Origin of the sequence: Clostridium folliculivorans, assembly GCF_024341905.1 — a bacterium.
In the GTDB taxonomy this organism is placed as follows: Bacteria; Bacillota; Clostridia; order Clostridiales; family Clostridiaceae; genus Clostridium_AR; species Clostridium_AR folliculivorans.
Genome location: NZ_BQXY01000002.1, coordinates 91,496 through 110,635, shown reverse-complemented (window position 1 = coordinate 110,635; position 19,140 = coordinate 91,496). Strand labels below are relative to the sequence as shown.

The window sequence follows — 19,140 nt, the reverse complement described above, 5'->3', positions numbered from 1 at the left end:
AATTAAATATAATTAATTTTCTATTTAGATTGCCAATCCTTTACTTCTGTACGTAGCCATTCAGCCCACTCTTTAATTCCTTCTCCTGTTTTAGCTGAGATTGGAATAACCTTAATATTAGGATTTAATTTCCTTACTCGATCCTTTACCGCCTCGAAATCAAAATCAAAATTAGCTATTGCATCTATCTTGTTAATTAATAAAACATCAACAATGGTAAACATTAATGGATATTTAAGCGGTTTATCATCACCCTCTGGCACACTCAAAATCATTGCATTTTTTGATGCTCCAGTATCAAATTCTGCTGGACATACCAAATTCCCCACATTTTCTAAGATAACAAGATCAACATCTTCAGTGCCAAGCCCTAGTAGTCCTTGCTTAGTCATACCAGCATCAAGATGACACATTCCACCAGTGTGTAGTTGTATTACCTTTGCCCCAGTTTTTGCAACAGTACTCGCATCAACCTCTGAATCAATATCCGCCTCTAAAACACCAATTCTCATTTGATCTTTCAAAGCCTCTATTGTCCTTAAAACAGTTGTTGTTTTACCTGAACCAGGCGAAGACATTAAATTCAACAAAAAGGTTTCGTCTTTTTTCAATTCTTCTCTAAGTAAATCTGCTTGTCGGTCGTTATTTTCGAAAACACTTTTCTTAATTTCAAGAACTTTATATGCATCCATATTATTTACCCTCTCATTTTCTTAATTTTTTTACTTTATATTTACTTTAAAAATATAATAAATTAACTTTTAACTTATGCTATAGTAAGCTAGTTTAAAATATAATCTAACTAGGTAATTAAGGTACAATTAATAATTAATAGAATAATCAACAAGGTTTTGTAGAATAGAACTGGGATATCTATCCCACTTAAACAGATAAACTACTTCAGTCCTTGAACTCAAACTAAAGATTTTGAAGAATCTACGAATCCTTATTTTGATAAATTTAAATATGAAGTAGTTTATTTATAGATTTCCTTATATGTTTTAATGCAGTTTCAATTATTTTTATTGAAATTTTCTTTAAAGCAATATTTTAAAAGCTAAACAAATGTCACTTTAATTTCATTGCTGTAACCTTCTGTAAAATAATTCCAAATCGCTTTATGATTCTATTATAAAATGTTTTCAAAGTATATCAATAGACAAAAATGCATGTTTGTCTAAATATCTATTCAGCAAGTACTTTAATTTCTTTGTATTCTTTTAAATCTGTATAAAGTTCCCCAAGATAAGGATTTCTTTTTGTTTTAACAACTTTATAAATCATGTAAACAAATACTGCTATATTAGCAACTAATGCTGCAAAGCTAAATCCAAATAGTGGTACTGTATTATAAGATGAGGAAACAGCGAATGCTCCCTTATCAATGAAATATGGAAAGGTCTGTGCAAACATACACCATATTGCTAAAGTTTGTGCACGATGTTGTAGCCATGCTCCTTTTCCCACAGTAAAGGAACAAATTGTTGGAGCTAATAGCAAAGCAAATCCACAATACCAAGCATGCCCTGGAAGACAGTTATAGGTATAAGCAAAATTCCATAAATCATAAGCTATTATCCAAAACCATAGCATATCAGGCCACAACATATCTCTGCTTCCGTCTTTATCAGTCTGTTTTTTTATGCAAATGCCAAGCCAACCGGTTATAGTTATAATGTTTAAAATACCTGCTACACCATTCATGAAATTCCAGGAGCCACCAAGTACATACATAGCTTCATCAGCTAATCTACCTCCTCCGGCATATTGAATACCAACTTGAAAATCACGAGATACTGCCTCCAAAATATTTATAGCAAGAATAAGTGGAGGAAAACATAATGCCCACTTTTTATCTGATAATCTCCATTCCTTACCTGTGGATTTATTCTTCCATTTAACATGTCTTATACACCAAAATCCAATGCATCCTGCTGTAGACGAATACACCTTTGCTAAATGAAACCAATCTGTATAAGTTGTATCACTTAATAGTGTAAACCATAATATTGAAAGTGCTATTGGTAAGACAATAAAACAAAAAAATCCAACATATTTCCATCTACGAGCTATTTCATTAAAGCTAAAAAGTGCAATAAAAACTATTATCCAAACTCCCCATACACTTAATGCAGACGCACCATCTGCATAGTTAAAAACAAACACAATACCTTCCCCCCTAATATATATTTAATTTTATAGAGATCCATACTCAAACATTAATTTATACATGCCCGAAAATCCCTAGAAGCCGAGATTTTCTAACATAAATTAAGTTTTGATATAACAACTCCTTAGTAAAATCTATTTCACACCTCAAGCAATTATTCTTCAATAAAAATAAAAATGAAAACGTCAACATATGACACTTTCAAAAATTGAATAGTCATCTAACTCTACAAACCTTTTTATCTCATTCTACATTTTTAACAACCAACATTGTTTAAAAATTAACCATTGAACTCTAGAATATTCTAGTATATAATGAAAAAGTATTTTAATTGATAGCAATTCGCATTTTCTTCGTATCAATGTACCTTACCAAGCTTTTTAAAAAATAATTTCAATATTTTATGACCTGCTACTGGATGTAATCTTCCTGGAAGATTACCTAAATCATGTTTTTTAATTCACAAAATTAATTTATTCTATGTGAATACTTAAAGTACTAACGATAAAGGGGGCGCAAGATTTGCGTAAATTATTTGTATTATTATTATCATTATTTTTAATATTTCCACTATTCTCTGTTAAAGCATTTGCTGCTGATACAAAGACTGAATTTTCAAAAGGAAATAAACTAATAGAAAGCTCTATTGAAGCCGTTAAAGCTGGAGATCTTTCTAAGGGAAAAGATCTTTATGATCAATTTAATGATACATGGGTTGAATTTGAAGATGGCGTAAAAGAACAATCAAAGCAAGCTTATGGCGATATTGAAGAAAAAATGGGCATGGTTCGTTTTCTATTCACACAAGACCCAATTCAAAAGGACAAGGTTCTAACAGCACTTGAAGATTTAGAGAAAACAAATACTGCATTTCTTCAAGATGGATATAAAAATAGTGATTCAAAAACTAAAGGTAAATCTGCCACAGTTAAAGACTTAGTTAGTCTTTTAGAAACCTCGAAAAATCAAATTCAAGATGGTGATATTACTTCTGCTATTGAAACCATGAACACATTCAGTTCTTCTTGGCTTGATGTTGAAGGCATAGTTCTTACTCAATCCAAAAAAGTTTATGACGATGCTGAAAAGGATATGGTAAGTGTTAAGGCATATCTTACAGTAAGCCCTGTTGATAAAGATAAAGCGTTAAAGATAATCGATAGAATGCATGGATATCTGTCCTTACTTTCTGGTGATACTTCATATGGAATAGTAGATGTAATTACTATTATCCTACGTGAAGGACTGGAAGCCATTTTAGTTGTAATTGCTTTATTAGGATTTTTAAATAAATCAGGTCAAGAAAGCAAGAAAGTATGGGTTTATGGTGGTGTTGGCGTTGGTCTTATAGTAAGTATTGTACTAGCTGCATTAGTTAAACTTCTATTTACATCAGGGACCTTTGGGAATAATAACTTCTTAATCTCAGGCTGGACAGGAGTATTTGCGGCCGTAATGCTTATTTACGTAAGTTATTGGCTGCATAGTAAATCCAATATAGCATCACGTAAAAATGAACTTAAAGATAACAGTTATAAAACATTAAAAAATGGAAGTTTACTTTCCTTAGGCTTCTTAGCGTTTCTAGCCGTATTCAGAGAAGGAACAGAAACTGTTTTATTCTACATAGGGATGGCTTCATCTATAAAATTATCTACTTTATTTTTAGGGATTCTGATTGGATTTGCTATTCTTATATTACTATCAGTACTCATAATTAAAGTTGGTTTAAAAATTCCAATGAAGCCATTTTTCCTAGTTTCTAGTCTATTAGTCTTCTATTTAGGATTAAAGTTTACAGGCATGGGGATTAATGGACTTCAACTTGCAGGTTTATTGCCAGCAACAACAAGTGATACTCTACCAACAATCTCTGCTCTTGGTGTATATCCTACTTGGGAAGGATTTATACCTCAAATACTGTTAGTAGTAATTGCAATAGTAGTAAGTCTATTTAATAAATTTAAAAAACAATAAATTTAGCAAACGAAAGACGGAGGATTTATTTATGAAATCAGCAAAAAAATTATTATTATTAATTGCATTGGGAAGTTCTATAGCATTACTTGGATGCACAGCTCAAAAATCACAAACTAAAGATTCTGTGCCAAAGCCTCAAGTGACTGCAACTGCTAATCAGGAACTTTCAGTTGATAAAGCAGCAAGCGATATGAGAGATATTATTAAAAATATGAAAGCTGAAATTACAAATAAAGAAGAAGATAAAGTAGCTGAATCTTCCTCAAAGTTACAAGATTCTTGGAAAACCTTTGAGGATAAGTTCGAAGAAGATCTTAAAGACAAATACCTAGATTTATACGTTAAAATTGAAGACCCATTAGGAATTATTGATGCTGGTTCCAAGATAAAACCATTAGATACAAAGGTCTTAAATAAATCATTAGATAATCTAGATACTCAGTTAGCAAAGTTACAAAGTGAAAATGCTACTACTATAGGTCTTGAAAATATGAGATCAATTTTAAAAGAACTTAGTGGTGAACTTACTAATAAAGAGGATACTAAGCTAGTCAAGACTTCTGAGGGTTTAGAAAAAAATTGGAGTTCATTTGAAGATGGAATAAAGGAAAACTATCCTTCAATCTATGAAAAAATTGAACAACCATTAGGAACAATTCAAGCTGCTGTAAAAGTAACTCCACTTGATGCAAAAGTTCTAAATACATCAATTGTAGAATTAGATAAAGTTCTAGAACAGCTTCAAAAATCAATTGCATTCTCATCTGGCCCACAAGACATGAAAACTGCTTTAACTAAAATTAAAAAATTTATTTCTCCATTAAACGAAGAAAAAGTTACTAAATACACTGAGAGATTAGAAAAATATTGGAGTAGCTTTGAAGATGAAGTTAAAGCAAAGAACCAACCACTATACGAGAAAGTAGAAGCTCCTTTAGGAACGATCCAAGCAGGAGTAAAAGTAAAACCATTAGATGAAAAAACTATAAATTCTGCTATTGAATCTTTAGATAAGACTTTAACTGAAATAAAAAATATGAAGTAATATAATAACTTTGATTAGTATTATATAAATTTCGGCCTATTAAAAATGTAAAGAAAAGCATACAATGATTACTTATAATCTTTGTATGCTTTATTTAATCTAAAAATCAGCATATGGCAAATTTATTGATATCCTTGTTATACCGTTTCATTGATTCTGTTCATTTTAAACTACTTCTTTAGGATAGTTCACTCCTACTTGTGCAGCACTTAACCACGTCATGAATATTATTCCCCCACCAATAAGCATAGCGATTAAGATTCCGCTATGAGCTTCAGCAGTTGCTGATCCTAATGTGGTAAATATTCCTGTACCAACCATCATTCCAGAAGTAAGAAGTAGTGCTGTATTTCATTTTGATTAACAAAAAATCTTTACTTCGATATCTTTAAACTAAAATCATCAATCATCTTTTATAAAAAAATAAGAGCCATGCAAGACTGCTAGGTAAATTTCGCAGTATTACATGACCGTATAAATTGTTTATTTAAACTAAATATTGTTTTATAAATTAAACTAAGTTTATATTGTTTTATTTAGAAACTCAATAATATCGCTTTCTAACTTAGATAATTATTAGTGTATATGTCTATGATGAATATCCGGTACATGCGGATGCTCATGTTTAAGTTCTTCATGTTCATGAGCATGTGAATGATATCCACTTTCTGGCACCTCGCCTGGAAGATGTATATGATTATGATGTTCATCATTATGACAGTGCCTATGCTCGTGTAAAATATGCTCATGCGTATGTTTGTGGTTGTGATCTTCTTTTAGTAAAAAGAATGTACCTAATATCATAACTGGTAATGCAACATAAAACATAGCATTAGGTATATCATGATTAAATAAAAATGCTAAAATCACTCCAATAAATGGTGCCGTTCCAAAGAAAGCACTTGTTCGTGCACTTCCAAGATTCCTCATGGCAAAAACAAACAACACAATGCTGAGCCCATAGCTAAAGCACCCAAGTATCATAGCCAGTAAAACAACTTTTAATTGAGGAATGTGATACTTTAATAAAAATGTTAGAAATAATGAAAATAAACCTGCTCCAAATCCTTTAAGTATAACTATTGTATAAGGATTTTTCGCTGAAATGTTTCTAGTAAAATTATTATCAATTCCCCAGCATACACAAGCTCCAACTACTCCTAAAGCCCCGAGTGAAAATCCCCATTGATTGCTGAAGTCCCATGAGAGGGCAATGCTAGCAATTGTAATACATATAACTGCAATCCACACCCTCTTGCCTATACTTTCTTTAAAGAAAAATAAGGCAATCAGAGTTGTAGCCACTCCTTCAAAATTAAGCAATAATGCTGCAGTTGATGCTGGAGTAACCTTTAAGCTCGTCATTAATATTATTGGTGCGATAACTCCACCGAAGGTTATAGCTCCTAAAAGCCAAGGAAGCTCTTTTTTTGAAAGTGGTGCTTCACTTTTTTTATCTTTGCTTATTAAATTGAGTACTATTTGATATATTAATAATCCTGTTCCACTACCTAAATAAAGAAAAGCAGCCAGTGGTATCGGATCTATTTGTCCTAGAAGTATTTTTGCCAGAGGTGCACTAGCACCAAACAAAAGTGCAGCAAGCAAAGACTGAACTATTGGAAAAACTTTTGCTTTATTCATAAAATAAATAGCCTCCCATTTTAAGTTCTACTAAAAATATTTATATATTGCATCATTTAGTCTTTTTATCCCCCCAAGGGGGATATGTTTATTATATCACTTATGATTGTATAATTAAACAATTAACCAGATACTAATTTAGTAACTTCTTAATAAAGTGTCGAATATATTAAAAAAGGATATTTATTACTTAATAAGAGCAAAAGTTTATGATAATTTATAAGGTTCTATATGGGGATACACTGTACTCTATAGCTCATAATTTCAGAAATTCCCTTTACAACAACGTTATTATGCTACTGTTCAAAATGGTTAATCAAATTTATATGAATAAATCGACAATCAGGAAAATGAATTAATAAAAAACATTAAAGTATACAACTTAGAAAACCAACAAACAAATTTTCTACCTATTTAATATGTAAAGAAAAGCATACAAAGATTGCTAATATCTTTGCATGCTTTTCTTAATCTAAAATAAACAAATTGCAAATTTATTCTATAGTTTTCTTAATATCAACAGCTTCTTTATCACTGTCATTTGAACAACAACTTTTCTTTTTGTGGTTTCCCATCATCATCGGCATCATTGCAAGCATCATTATCGGACATAAGAATGGAGCTATCTTACCAAGTACTCCAGCAATGCTAGGGCTTAAACTTGCAATAAAAGGTAACATGAATATTATTACTATAGGCAACCCACAGCAAATAATCATATGGAGTAAATGTTTATTACCTCCGTGCTTATGATTCGATTTATTTTCATTACCTGTATTGTGACAACTCATAGTAATCCATCCAAAATTTAAATTATTAACTATTCTTAATATACTTATATTTTAACGTATCATTATAAAGATTTTATGAAGAAACAAAAGTTTACTTTCAGCATGAACGTAGTATAATACCCAAAATAAAAAGACTAACTAATTTAGTTAATCTTTTTATTTGTAAACCATCCTATTAGATTAATAGCGTAAACTGGCACTTTCTGAAAATCTCTCTTAAAATTACTTTTTAAAAGTTATTCCATTTGGTTCCGAATCAACTGAAACATTGGTAATTACTTTATTCGATGCATTATCTATTATACTTACACTATTATCATACATATTGGTTACATATACATATTTATTATCTGCGCTTACAACTACACCATGTGATCCTTTTCAAGTCTCAATGGTAGCCACTACCTGCTTAGTTGCCAAATTAATCTTTGTACAAAAATTCTTAACCTTGCTGTACATCTATTAAGAAGCTTGCAATATACCTCACTTTCGCTTTATTTTATAAAATAATTTACAGAAATATACTGCTATGATTAATACTAAATCTCTTTTTGTATGTACATAAAAAGATAAGGCTTTATTTATAGCCTTACCTTCAAAAGATATTATTCTACTTTAATTTGTCCCATCATTCCAGACTCTTCATGCTCTAATATGTGGCAGTGGTACATGAAGGTTCCTTTATTATTAAATTTAACTATAATGCTCACTTTTTCATTTGGTTTTATATAAACTGTATCTTTCCAACCTGTTTCACCTTCATCTGGTTCTTTTCCATCTCTCGATAGTATTTGAAATTGCACACCGTGGATATGAAACGGATGTCCCATATTATGCATCATTGCCTCTTCACTAGTTATATTCCATATTTCAGTATCACCTTGTTTTACAGTTTCATCAATTCTATTCATATCAAACTTTTGACCATTTATTGATACCATATTTCCCATACCTTGAAGGTCGAAGTTTCTCACCTTTGTAGCTTGTGATTTTTCAATCTTATTGACTTTTGTTAAAACATCAGGGATTTCTGTTGTATCATTTCCATCTTCCTTAACATTAAAACTCAATATTTCAGTTTTATCATTTATAAGTGATACTTTGGTTCCTTTATCATATTTAGAAAAATCAATAATTATTTCTGCTCTTTCACCAGGAGCTAGAAAAAGACTTTTTTGCCTTACTGGACTTTCTAAAAATCCTCCATCAGATGCGATCTGGTAAAAATCATCTTTATTGTCCAAATTTAAATTGAAGTTACTAGCATTAGATCCGTTTACTATTCTAAGTCTAATTTTAACTTTCTTTACATCTAGGTACGGTTTCACTGCTCCATTAACAATAACATTATTCCCAGTTGCTCCATCCATCATATTAGTATCGTATTTAAAACTTCCATCTTTGTTAAAGCTTCTATCTTGAATCACTAAAGGAATATCGTTTATTCCATAATCCTTAGGTATATTTAAACTTTTAGATACTTCATCATCTACATAGAATAGTCCAGCTAATCCACTATATACCTGTGTAGCTGTGGTACCGCTAAAATGTGGATGATACCATAATGTTGCAGCCTGTTGATTTATAGTAAAGCTAGGATTCCAAGTTGTTCCTGGTTTTATGGCTTGATCTGGACCACCATCATTTTCACCATTAACCTCTACCCCATGCCAATGTACAGTTGTAGCTTCATTTAGTTTATTATTTACATGAATATTTACTTGATCTCCTTTATTCACCCGGATTACTGGGCCAAGAAAATTTCCATTATACCCCATAGTTTTAGTTTGAGTTCCTGCTATAAATGATGTTAATCCTTGCTGTGGCTCTAGAGTAAAATCGTCTATCTTAGGGTCAGGGTTCTTATCTTCTAAAAGTGCAGGAATAGGAAGGCTATTATTAATTTTAGCTTTTTTGTTTATATTATTAATTTCAGTAGTACTCATTTCTTTATTTTTATTAATCGGATTTGCAAATATAATAAAACCTGCAGCAGCCACCCCAGCAACTACCGCAGCAACCGTGGATATATTTTTTGTCTTAATCATATTAACCCCCTCAAGTAATTATAATTTCTATTTAATAATTATTATAAATTAATCTTATGAAGGAATTATGAAGATATAATTAACTAATAATATAATTTAATATATTAAAAAATACAATCAATTGAAAAACATTCTTCATACAATCTTCACAGCAATCAACTATAATAAATTGTTATTATTACTAAAAGGAGTTGAAGCGCTTGAACGAAATACCATTATTCTTAGCTTTTTCTGCAGGCTTACTATCTTTTCTTTCACCATGCGTCTTGCCATTAGTACCTGCCTATATAAGTTATATGACTGGAACATCAATCAACGATGTTACTATAAATACTAATAAGTATAAAACAACAAGATTTTATAAAATCTTTGGCTTTGTATTGGGCTTTTCAATAATCTTCGTTATTATGGGGGCATCAGCAACAACCTTGGGAAACTTATTGATACGGAATCAGAGCTTATTTAGAAAAATAGGCGGTTTCTTGATGATAATCTTTGGTCTACATACAATAGGAATAATAAAGATTAAATTTTTCTATTATGAGAAAAGACTTCTGTCACTTTTTTCATTTGGCAGAAATTTTAGTTCTATACTAATGGGAATGGCTTTTGCTGCTGGATGGACCCCATGCGTTGGCCCCATATTATCATCAATATTGATTTATTCAAGTAATCTTAATACCGTCTATCAAGGGATAGTTCTGCTAAGCGTATACTCTTTAGGTCTATCAATCCCATTTATATTAACTGCTATTGCTATTGATAAGTTTATGAAACTAAAAAATAAGCTCTTAAAATTCACTCCAATTATATCAATAATAAGTGGCTTATTACTTATAGTTATGGGCATTTTGGTATATACAAATAATTTAAACACGCTTAGCAAATATTTAAACTTTATTAATTTTTATTAAAGGAGCCTAAAAATGAAAAAATTACTTTTTCCTCTATCTATAGTTGTACTTTTTAGTTTAAGTCTATATACAGTAATTAATTATAATAAGAATAATTCTGCTAAATCTAATTCTTATAGTATAGTTGATAATCAGAAAACTTCTGATAATAACAACAATTCTATATCTAAAACTCCTAGCACAAACTCTACTAATGGAATTTTTAAAGATCCAAATGGTGATAAGGCAATTGACTTTAAATTGAAGACTCTTGAAGGAAAAGAGGTTTCTCTGAGTGATCTTAAGGGTAAAAATGTTTTTATTAATTTTTGGGCAACATGGTGTCCTTACTGTGTACAAGAGATGCCCGAAATAGAAAAGCTCTATCAAGAGACAAAGAACTCTGATTTAATTATTTTAGGAATAGACATTGGCGAAGATAATGATACTGTCAGAGATTTTCTAAACAAAAACAAGTTAAATTTTAATATATTATTTGACTATGACGAATCTGTTGCTACAAACTATAATATTACAGCGTTACCAACTTCTCTTTTTATAGATAAAAATGGCAACATAATAAAAAAGAAAATTGGCCCGATGACACTTGAGGAAATGAAATCATATGTTAATTTATTAAAATAATGATTAATATTTTTAATACTAAACGTGAATAATTTAGCACTCAACAAACAATCATGTTACTTAAGTTTACTTTTTACGTAAAGTATTATTATTTTAAACAATACTTTCTTATCTTCATATTATCTTTATATTCTCTTCATACTCTCTTTATAAGAATCGAGTATTATTGTCTTAAGTCATTACAGTTATGAGGAGGAGAAAGAGATGGGTTTTTTAAAATTTCTATTTATCAAAAAATATAGAAAAGATTATTCTATAAAGTTAGTTGAGAGAATTAACTTTGAAGAGCAATCCATAATAAATACTTATAATAATCTTTATATAGAATCCAATAATAAAAATGTAGAAATAAAAGCTTCGTAATTATTGCTTTATTCTAATATAGATAAAGTTATACACCACTTACCATAAATTTATCTATATTATTATATTATATCTTATAGGGACATCCCCGTGTCTCCTATAAGGCATTTTATTTTTAACACGTCACAAAATCTGCCATTTAACTTCACACTTCAAATTCTAACAATCCGTTTGAGGCTTAAAATTATTCATTACTTATCTACCACATCCATATTAACTTTTTTATGAAAAAATTTATGAATGGTGTATTCATTCGTCAACAAAATACTTTTCATATCATATACCCTCTTACTATTACTATTTAAAATAATGTTCATAAGGTGTCACCTCGCAATCATATTCTATTAATTAACTACCTTATCATAGCTTTTTATTGTTGAATTTTAAATCACAATTAACATTTTATTTACAATTAAGTAATTATATAGATTTCATCTTCATAAAAAACACATATTAATTTTGTATACTTGAATTATATTTTTTAATAACTACTTATACATTAATTAAATTTATCAAGTGGTTAAATTTAATTAATGTAATAAGTAAGTTAGTTTAATCTCTAATAAACCAATTAGGAGGATTTTAATGAGTACTAGGCGTGAGAAAATTAAAGTTTATGAAATGACTTGTACATCTTGTGAACATAGGGTTGAAAAGGCCATCAAAAAATTAGACGGTATTATAAGCGTAAAAGCTAATTATAGCGGAGAATTCGCAATTGTAGAATACGAAGAAAATCTTTGTACACTGTCGCAAATTAAAGCTTCAATAAAAAAAGCAGGATATGGAACGGAAAAATCAAATGATTATAAGTTTATAGGAACAGTGATAATAGTGGCTGCAATAGCTTTTCTTGGGGTAAGAACTAGCGGCTTCGATATGGATTCTAAGCTTGCTAATGCTTCTTATACAGTTTTATTTCTAGTTGGCATTCTTACCTCTATACATTGCGTTGGAATGTGCGGAGGAATTATGCTTTCTCAGAGTATAAAAAATGATAGCGAAAGCAAGTTTGATGCTATAAAACCTGCTCTTCTATATAACATGGGAAGGGTTGCTTCTTATACTATATTAGGTGGAATAATTGGAGCTTTAGGTTCAATATTCTCACTTTCTATTACAGCTAAAGCTATGATGCAAATAATTGCCGGTGCATTTATGATAATGATGGGCTTTAACATGGCTGGTTTTAAATTTTTTAGATCCTTCCAGATAAAATTGCCTCATACAGCATGCAAAATAAAAAATAAGTCTGGTTCACCTTTTATAGTGGGATTATTAAATGGCCTTATGCCTTGTGGTCCACTTCAAACAATGCAGCTTTTTGCACTAGGTACAGGAAGTGCCTTTAAAGGGGCTCTATCTATGTTAATCTTCTCATTAGGTACAGTGCCTTTAATGCTTACTTTTGGTGCCTTATCTGGATTATTAAGTAAAGGTTATACAAAGAAAATTCTTAAACTTAGCGGTGTATTGATTATAGTACTTGGCTTAATTATGGGAAATAGAGGATTTATCTTAGCTGGTATAAACATTAATCCTTTGACAGCACTATCAGGAGGCACTGCCACTTTATTAGGAGGAAGCTCTAAAGATTCATCTAATTCAAATGTTGCGAAAGCAACGATAAAAGACGGGGTTCAAACTATAAATATGACTGCAAATACTAACGGTTACACTCCTAATGCATTTTATGTACAAAAAGGAATTCCAGTTAAGTGGGTAATAGATGGAAAAGAACTTAACTCTTGTAATAATTCAGTTGTTGCACAATCATTAAATGTTGAAAAGAAATTAAAAAGCGGAGAAAATGTTATTGAGTTTACCCCTGGTGATAAAGATATAAACTTTAGCTGCTGGATGGGTATGATAAGAGGTGTCATTAAGGTTGTAGATAAACTAGATACTGTTGATACATCGAAATCAGATCCTTCACTACCACCTCCAAGCACCGGTCCTAGCTGCTGCGCTGGTCCTGTAACTGATGGCTCAGCTGCTCAAAGTAGTAGTATATATGGTAATGATTTAACTAAAGTACCTACAGAAACATTAATTAATAAAGCATCAGGAACTGGCAAAAACCTAAGTGCTAAATTTAATGGGATTGGTTATGAATTAAAGCCTGCAATATTAGTAACTAGCAGTAATTCAACAACTAAACTTACCTTTGATATGACTAAATTTGATAATCCAGAAGGAACATACGAAATTTTAGATACGGTAACAGGTAAAAAATTAAGTGAATTTACATTCAAGAAAGGAATAAATGTAGTTGAATTTGTTCCTAACGCAACTACTAGCTATGCTATTCTTAAAGATAATCAGTTCATAGGAATAATAGAAGTAGTTGATGATCTTAAGAATAAAAATCTAGAAGAAATTAGAAGTAAATATTTTAATTAGTCTATAATTTAAACTAGTTTTGTAAAAGAATGCCGTAACAAGGCATTCTTTTTTCTTTAATAACAAGATATTAAAGAAATTAGGTTTTGTTTAAATATAAACAACACTGCTATTTTTAACATTTGTTTTCTTAACTCTTTCATATTAACCCTCTAGATATAAAATAACTACCACTACATATTAATTTAAATATCAAAGATAATTTTGTAAAATATGCAATATTTCCCACAATAAACTATATATTAACTATTTTCTTCATAACTTCTTTATAATTTTATGTTAACATGTTCTCATAGAATATTTAGGAGGTATAAATTATGAATATGACTCATTACATGTCCTTATTAGCTGACAATCAGCCTTGGAATCTATTAATTTTTATGGCTGTACCTGTAATATGTGCTGAAACTCTTACAATAACAGAGTTTTTCATCATATTTAATAGGATACAAAGTGGTGGTATAAGAACTTTAAACAAAGTTGTTTCAATTTTCGATGGATTTTATTTTACCGGAATCTTTATTTATCTTTTTATAAACGCAGTAATTCCATTAACCCAAACAGGTGGATGGCATACATGGGTAGACGTAGTTGCCGTTGGTTTTTACTTAAGCGGTGTTGTCTTCCTATTACCTTTAGCTCTTTTAGAACTAGGATTAATATTTAAAAATAAATCTGATAACGAAAAGATGAAAATACATTTCATACTAGTAGGTGGATTCCTAGTTGTTGCACATATAGCAATGATATTTGGTATGGTTAATCCAGAGATCATTAGTAAAATGAGCCAAATGAAAATGTAATATAAACTAATCCCCTATTATATAAAAACCGGTTTAATACCGGTTTTTTGTATTATTTTATTTTCTTCAATAAGTATGTTTATTTCTTTCTAACAAATATGTACATTAAACTTTATTTTTAAATACTAAGTTTATCAAAATAAATACTAAATTTAGTTCCCTGATTTTCTACACTCTCTACTTCTATGTTTGCAAAATGAAGATCTAAAATATTTTTAACTATGGTTAGACCTATGCCGCTACCTTCAATTTCGTTTCTACTCTTATCACCTCTGTATAATCTTTCAAATATAAAGGGTAAGTCCTCTGCTTTTATCCCAATTCCATTATCAAAAATCTCTATGATGGCTTTTTTATCTCTTGTGTACATATTTACATCTATATTTCCATTATCCTTAGAAAATTTAATAGCATTTGAAATAATGTTTATAAATACCTGTCTTAACTTATCTTTATCTCCAGTTATATAATACTCTTGATTTTTCTGAATAGTATATTGAAGTTCAATTCCTTGATTTTTTGCTTTCATATAAAAGTCTTCACATACACTTTTTAATAATTGATGCAGATCTACAGTTTCAAAATTAATTTTTGTACTCTCAGCCTCGAATTTCTTTAGCAAATCTAGGTTATTTAAAAGTTTACCAAATCTAATAACTTCATCATTTAAATACCTAAGCCTATCATCTGTAACTTCAAAAACTCCATCAATCATGGCTTCTAAATTGTTTTGCAGTACATTTAGCGGGGTTCTTATTTCATGAGATATGTCAGATACAAGCCTTTTTCTAAGCATATCTTGTTGCTTCAACTTTTCTGCTAATATATTCACGCTACTTCTTAAGTTCTCTAATTCCTTTATATTACTCTTTGTGACATACTTGGTATCAAAATTCCCCTTAGATAAACTCACAGACATGTTTGAAACTTCCTTAATAGGTTTTGAAAACTGCTTTGAAAAGTAGAGACTTATCACAATTATTATTATCAAGGTTATTAAACCACTAACGATAATACTTTGATTTATTGATAGCTTGAAATTAACATCTTCTTCTGATAAGAGAACCGATGAATATTGACCTATGTCTACATATCCTACTACCTTACTATTTACCTTTATTGGAAATCTCTTGGATGTATAAACACCAGAATCCTTTACGAGCATAGTATTTAAATGTAAATTATTTTTAATATCATTAGCATTCATTCCCCATACAGTTTTTTCGTTATTATCAAGAAGGGTTAGGCAATAATTGCCCATAAAAGCTTCGTGCATCATTTCAACGCCTGAGTCTTCATCCCACTTTCCCTCTCTCTTATATACTTCTTGGAAGTATGCTACAATTCTTTCATATCTTTTATTTTGGGTATCTACCATGTAGTCATCGAACTTTTTGGTTATAGTTAAATTCACAAACATTGTTATTAATAATATTGCTGCAAGTGAACAGATAAAAAACATAATACTAAGTTTTCTTCTTATACTTTTCACTAATTATCACCACCAAACTTGTATCCAACCTTAACTACAGTTATGATATATTTAGGTTTTTTTGTATCTTCCTCAATCTTTTTACGTATATTTTTTATATGAACATCTATTGTTCTGTCATATCCTTCAAAGTCTATACCACCAATTTTCTGAATTAACTGTTCTCTTGACAATACCTTTCCTTTATTAATAATTAGTGCATACAGTATATCAAATTCATTTGATGTTAGTGGAACTTCCTGCTCATTCAGCTTTACTAATCTTTTTTCATAATCAACAATTAAATTTCCATCACTATAACACAAACCGGATTCGTTATCTTCATAGGCGATTCTTCTAAAAAGAGCATTTATCCTTGCAGTTAGTTCTCTTGGACTAAAAGGTTTTACTAGATATTCATCTGCTCCTATCTCTAATCCATCAATTTTATTATCTAAGCTACCTTTAGCAGTAAGCATAAATATATGTATGTTTGAAGTTTCTCTTATTCTTCTACAGACTTCCTCACCACTTATATCAGGTAACATTAAATCAAGAATTATCAATTTAAAGTCATTCGATTTAAACAATTCAATCCCTTTCAAACCTCTTGTAGTTCCATAAACATTATATCCTGCCTTTTCTAGATAGGCTTTTAAAACATTCAATACATTTTCTTCATCTTCAATAATTAAAATATTATTATTCATCGTCTAACCTCGTATAATTTGTTATTATTATATGTTCATAATTTAGCATAAACTTATGAATTTCATGTGAAAATACTTAATTTTCTTTTTAAGATTAAAGCCCTCCAAACTTGGAGAGCTCCAATAAATACATATGAATATTAAGAAAAAAAGGTTTTTGAAATCTCCATCACCAAATTTTTTAATTGAGTTGGATAAATTCCAAATATAACAAGTTCTATCATAGATAGCGTTAATACTACTTTTGTACTTACAGTTACTTTAATTGATTCAAAACTTCTGGATTCATCTCCAAAGTACATTACTTTTACAATTTTAAGATAATATTATACCGATACTACACTCATTCCAATACTAAAAAAAGCACCCATAATTGTTCCTTTTCGTATAAAAATTGTTATTTAAAGCACAATACTTTTGTATATAAATTAAATTTAAAGGAGTGTATTTAAAATGGCAGTATCAACATTGGTAACAAACAACTACCAAAAGTGTATTGATGAATGTAGTAAATGTGCTCAAGCATGTTATGAATGTTTTGATGCATGTATAATGAGCCTGACTTAAACGCAAGAAGAAGTTGCGTAAAGCTTCTTGTAGAATGTGCGAAATGTCAGTAGGACTTATGTTTATTAATGGACAATTTGCAAAAGATCATTGTAAAATGTGTGCTACAATTTGCGATGCATGTGCAAAAGAGTGTTCTATATTTAAAGATGAGCACTGTCAAAAATGTGCTGATGAATGTAGGAGAATGGCTGGTATGTAATAATTCATAAATAGGATAGTTAGGAACTTAACCATGTTCCTAACTATCTTTTTATTTAATCCCATAATGTATAGATGAAATTCCAAGTGATAAAGACTTATAGCCAGTATTTTTAAAGCCATTATTCTGAAACTGCAACTTAAGCTGTTCTTTTGTCATAAAATTATTTACAGAATCTCTAAGGTAGTAATATGCTTTTTTGTCACCTGTCCCTATATACCCTATCACTGGTAGTACATTATTAAAATACAAGCTGTATACCTTATTTAAAATCAATCTATTGGGTTTTGAAAGCTCTAAGCATATTACTTTGCCATTTGGCTTTAAAACTCTATACATTTCTGATAATGCCTTGTTTGTGTCCTGAATATTTCTAAGTCCAAAGGCAATAGTTATACAATCAACAGTGTTATCTTCAAAAGGCAATTCTAAAATACTTCCTTTTATTAACTCAAACATGTAATCCTTAGCTAGATATTCAAGTCTTTCCTTTCCTACGTCAAGCATTTCCTGACTAAAATCTATCCCTATAACAGAAGTATTTTTACCTACTGCTTTACATTCATAATCTATCATTTGACCTGTTCCACAGCACAAATCTAGTACTTTATCATCTTTTTTTATTCCGCTTAATTTTATAGCTTTTTTTCTCCATAACTTATCAATATTCAAAGTTAATATAGAATTTAGCATATCGTATCTTTTAGCAATAGATGAAAATATGCCTTGAACATCTGCTTTAATTTCAGCCATAATCCTACTCCTTTCTCTCTACATTAAAGGCAATAAAACAAATATGATTAAATCCCAAAGTGCATGAGATATTATAATAGTTGCAATATTTCTTTCCTTCTTATAAATCCATCCCCAAAACATCCCGCATACTAAAGCTGCGACAACAAGCATGAAATTAAATGTTATTATATGTACACCAGCATATAGTAATGTTGCAATTACATATCCCTTATTTTCTCCAAACTTTTTTGAGAGAGTATTTTGTATAAAACCCCTCCAGTATATTTCTTCTCCTGGCCCAATGATAAATAGTAACAAAAATCCAATAAAAACTGAACTTCCTTGAGATCTATTACTGTAAACAGATGTTATTTGTGCATCTTTAAAAGGAAATAAATATCCTGAAACAATATTACCAACATAGAAAATAAAATACAGAATTATAGCTGAACCTATTCCTACGAGAATATTTCGAAGAGTCAATTTTTTCAGTGACAGTGACAATAGCTTTCTATCTGCAACTACAGCAATACTACCTAAGAAGAGAATTGCTATACTCATTTCTCCCCAGAAGTTGAATGGCTTAACCACAAATATTACAAACCATACTAACGGAACAATAATTAATGAACTTATGGCCAGCTTTTCGCTTCTTTTGAGTTCTCCCATA

The 19,140-nt window shown here is 30.1% G+C and carries 17 protein-coding genes and 2 pseudogenes; 8 read left to right on the top strand and 11 right to left on the bottom strand.

The genetic code is table 11. The features are described from left to right. Positions 1-20: 20 nt before the first annotated feature. The gene (gene hypB / locus OCU55_RS06915; protein ID WP_261851594.1) at positions 21-692 is read right to left on the bottom strand and encodes a hydrogenase nickel incorporation protein HypB; all 672 of its coding nucleotides are present in this window, start codon (positions 690-692) and stop codon (positions 21-23) included. Between the two features lie 493 nt (positions 693-1,185). Then, positions 1,186-2,166, bottom strand: coding sequence for a DUF5692 family protein (locus OCU55_RS06910; RefSeq protein WP_261851593.1), 981 nt, complete (start codon positions 2,164-2,166; stop codon positions 1,186-1,188). Positions 2,167-2,692: 526 nt separating this feature from the next. On the opposite strand from OCU55_RS06910, the gene OCU55_RS06905 reads away from it, so the two are divergent. Both OCU55_RS06905 and OCU55_RS06900 read left to right on the top strand, forming a co-directional pair. Further along, complete coding sequence (locus OCU55_RS06905) at positions 2,693-4,147, top strand: FTR1 family iron permease (RefSeq protein WP_261851592.1); 1,455 nt, start codon at positions 2,693-2,695, stop codon at positions 4,145-4,147. Positions 4,148-4,178: 31 nt separating this feature from the next. Further along, a complete protein-coding gene (locus OCU55_RS06900) occupies positions 4,179-5,195 on the top strand; it encodes a hypothetical protein (protein WP_261851591.1) in 1,017 nt (338 codons plus the stop codon). Positions 5,196-5,360: 165 nt separating this feature from the next. Here OCU55_RS06900 and OCU55_RS06895 read toward each other — a convergent pair whose 3' ends face one another. The 5 genes and pseudogenes from OCU55_RS06895 to OCU55_RS06875 form a co-directional block, all read right to left on the bottom strand. Further along, positions 5,361-5,516, bottom strand: a complete 156-nt coding sequence (locus tag OCU55_RS06895) for a hypothetical protein (RefSeq protein ID WP_261851590.1) — start codon at positions 5,514-5,516, stop codon at positions 5,361-5,363. Positions 5,517-5,771: 255 nt separating this feature from the next. Further along, positions 5,772-6,839, bottom strand: coding sequence for a DMT family transporter (locus OCU55_RS06890; protein ID WP_261851589.1), 1,068 nt, complete (start codon positions 6,837-6,839; stop codon positions 5,772-5,774). A 494-nt stretch (positions 6,840-7,333) separates the two neighbouring features. After that, entirely contained in the window at positions 7,334-7,630 is a 297-nt protein-coding gene (locus OCU55_RS06885; protein ID WP_183277219.1) for a hypothetical protein, read from the bottom strand. Positions 7,631-7,852: 222 nt separating this feature from the next. After that, positions 7,853-7,969: pseudogene (locus OCU55_RS06880) on the bottom strand (YVTN family beta-propeller repeat-containing protein); the annotation flags it as partial. A gap of 266 nt (positions 7,970-8,235) precedes the next feature. Further along, entirely contained in the window at positions 8,236-9,678 is a 1,443-nt protein-coding gene (locus tag OCU55_RS06875; RefSeq protein WP_261851588.1) for a multicopper oxidase family protein, read from the bottom strand. 200 nt (positions 9,679-9,878) lie between these two features. Between OCU55_RS06875 and OCU55_RS06870 the strand changes: the two genes are divergently transcribed. The 5 genes from OCU55_RS06870 to OCU55_RS06850 all read left to right on the top strand — a co-directional run bounded on the left by OCU55_RS06870 (position 9,879) and on the right by OCU55_RS06850 (position 14,785). Then, complete coding sequence (locus OCU55_RS06870; RefSeq protein ID WP_261851587.1) at positions 9,879-10,592, top strand: cytochrome c biogenesis CcdA family protein; 714 nt, start codon at positions 9,879-9,881, stop codon at positions 10,590-10,592. Between the two features lie 12 nt (positions 10,593-10,604). Continuing rightward, positions 10,605-11,216, top strand: coding sequence for a TlpA family protein disulfide reductase (locus tag OCU55_RS06865; RefSeq protein ID WP_261851586.1), 612 nt, complete (start codon positions 10,605-10,607; stop codon positions 11,214-11,216). Between the two features lie 204 nt (positions 11,217-11,420). Then, positions 11,421-11,579, top strand: a complete 159-nt coding sequence (locus OCU55_RS06860) for a hypothetical protein (RefSeq protein ID WP_261851585.1) — start codon at positions 11,421-11,423, stop codon at positions 11,577-11,579. A 585-nt stretch (positions 11,580-12,164) separates the two neighbouring features. After that, a complete protein-coding gene (locus OCU55_RS06855) occupies positions 12,165-13,982 on the top strand; it encodes an urease accessory protein UreH domain-containing protein (protein WP_261851584.1) in 1,818 nt (605 codons plus the stop codon). A gap of 317 nt (positions 13,983-14,299) precedes the next feature. Continuing rightward, the gene (locus OCU55_RS06850) at positions 14,300-14,785 is read left to right on the top strand and encodes a DUF6803 family protein (protein WP_183277213.1); all 486 of its coding nucleotides are present in this window, start codon (positions 14,300-14,302) and stop codon (positions 14,783-14,785) included. Between the two features lie 118 nt (positions 14,786-14,903). Here OCU55_RS06850 and OCU55_RS06845 read toward each other — a convergent pair whose 3' ends face one another. Together OCU55_RS06845 and OCU55_RS06840 are read right to left on the bottom strand one after the other, a co-directional pair. Next, positions 14,904-16,277 carry a sensor histidine kinase gene (locus tag OCU55_RS06845; protein ID WP_261851583.1) on the bottom strand — a complete coding sequence of 458 codons (1,374 nt, stop codon included), beginning with the start codon at positions 16,275-16,277 and terminating at the stop codon, positions 14,904-14,906. Further along, entirely contained in the window at positions 16,277-16,966 is a 690-nt protein-coding gene (locus OCU55_RS06840) for a response regulator transcription factor (RefSeq protein WP_261851582.1), read from the bottom strand. The genes OCU55_RS06845 and OCU55_RS06840 overlap by 1 nt, the downstream gene beginning before the upstream one ends. A gap of 453 nt (positions 16,967-17,419) precedes the next feature. Between OCU55_RS06840 and OCU55_RS06835 the strand changes: the two are divergent. Then, positions 17,420-17,735: pseudogene (locus OCU55_RS06835) on the top strand (four-helix bundle copper-binding protein). 51 nt (positions 17,736-17,786) lie between these two features. On the opposite strand, the gene ubiE reads toward OCU55_RS06835, so the two are convergent. Together ubiE and OCU55_RS06825 are read right to left on the bottom strand one after the other, a co-directional pair. Continuing rightward, the gene (gene ubiE, locus OCU55_RS06830; protein WP_261851581.1) at positions 17,787-18,488 is read right to left on the bottom strand and encodes a bifunctional demethylmenaquinone methyltransferase/2-methoxy-6-polyprenyl-1,4-benzoquinol methylase UbiE; all 702 of its coding nucleotides are present in this window, start codon (positions 18,486-18,488) and stop codon (positions 17,787-17,789) included. A gap of 18 nt (positions 18,489-18,506) precedes the next feature. Next, the gene (locus OCU55_RS06825) at positions 18,507-19,139 is read right to left on the bottom strand and encodes a CPBP family intramembrane glutamic endopeptidase (protein WP_261851580.1); all 633 of its coding nucleotides are present in this window, start codon (positions 19,137-19,139) and stop codon (positions 18,507-18,509) included. Position 19,140 lies beyond the last annotated feature (1 nt).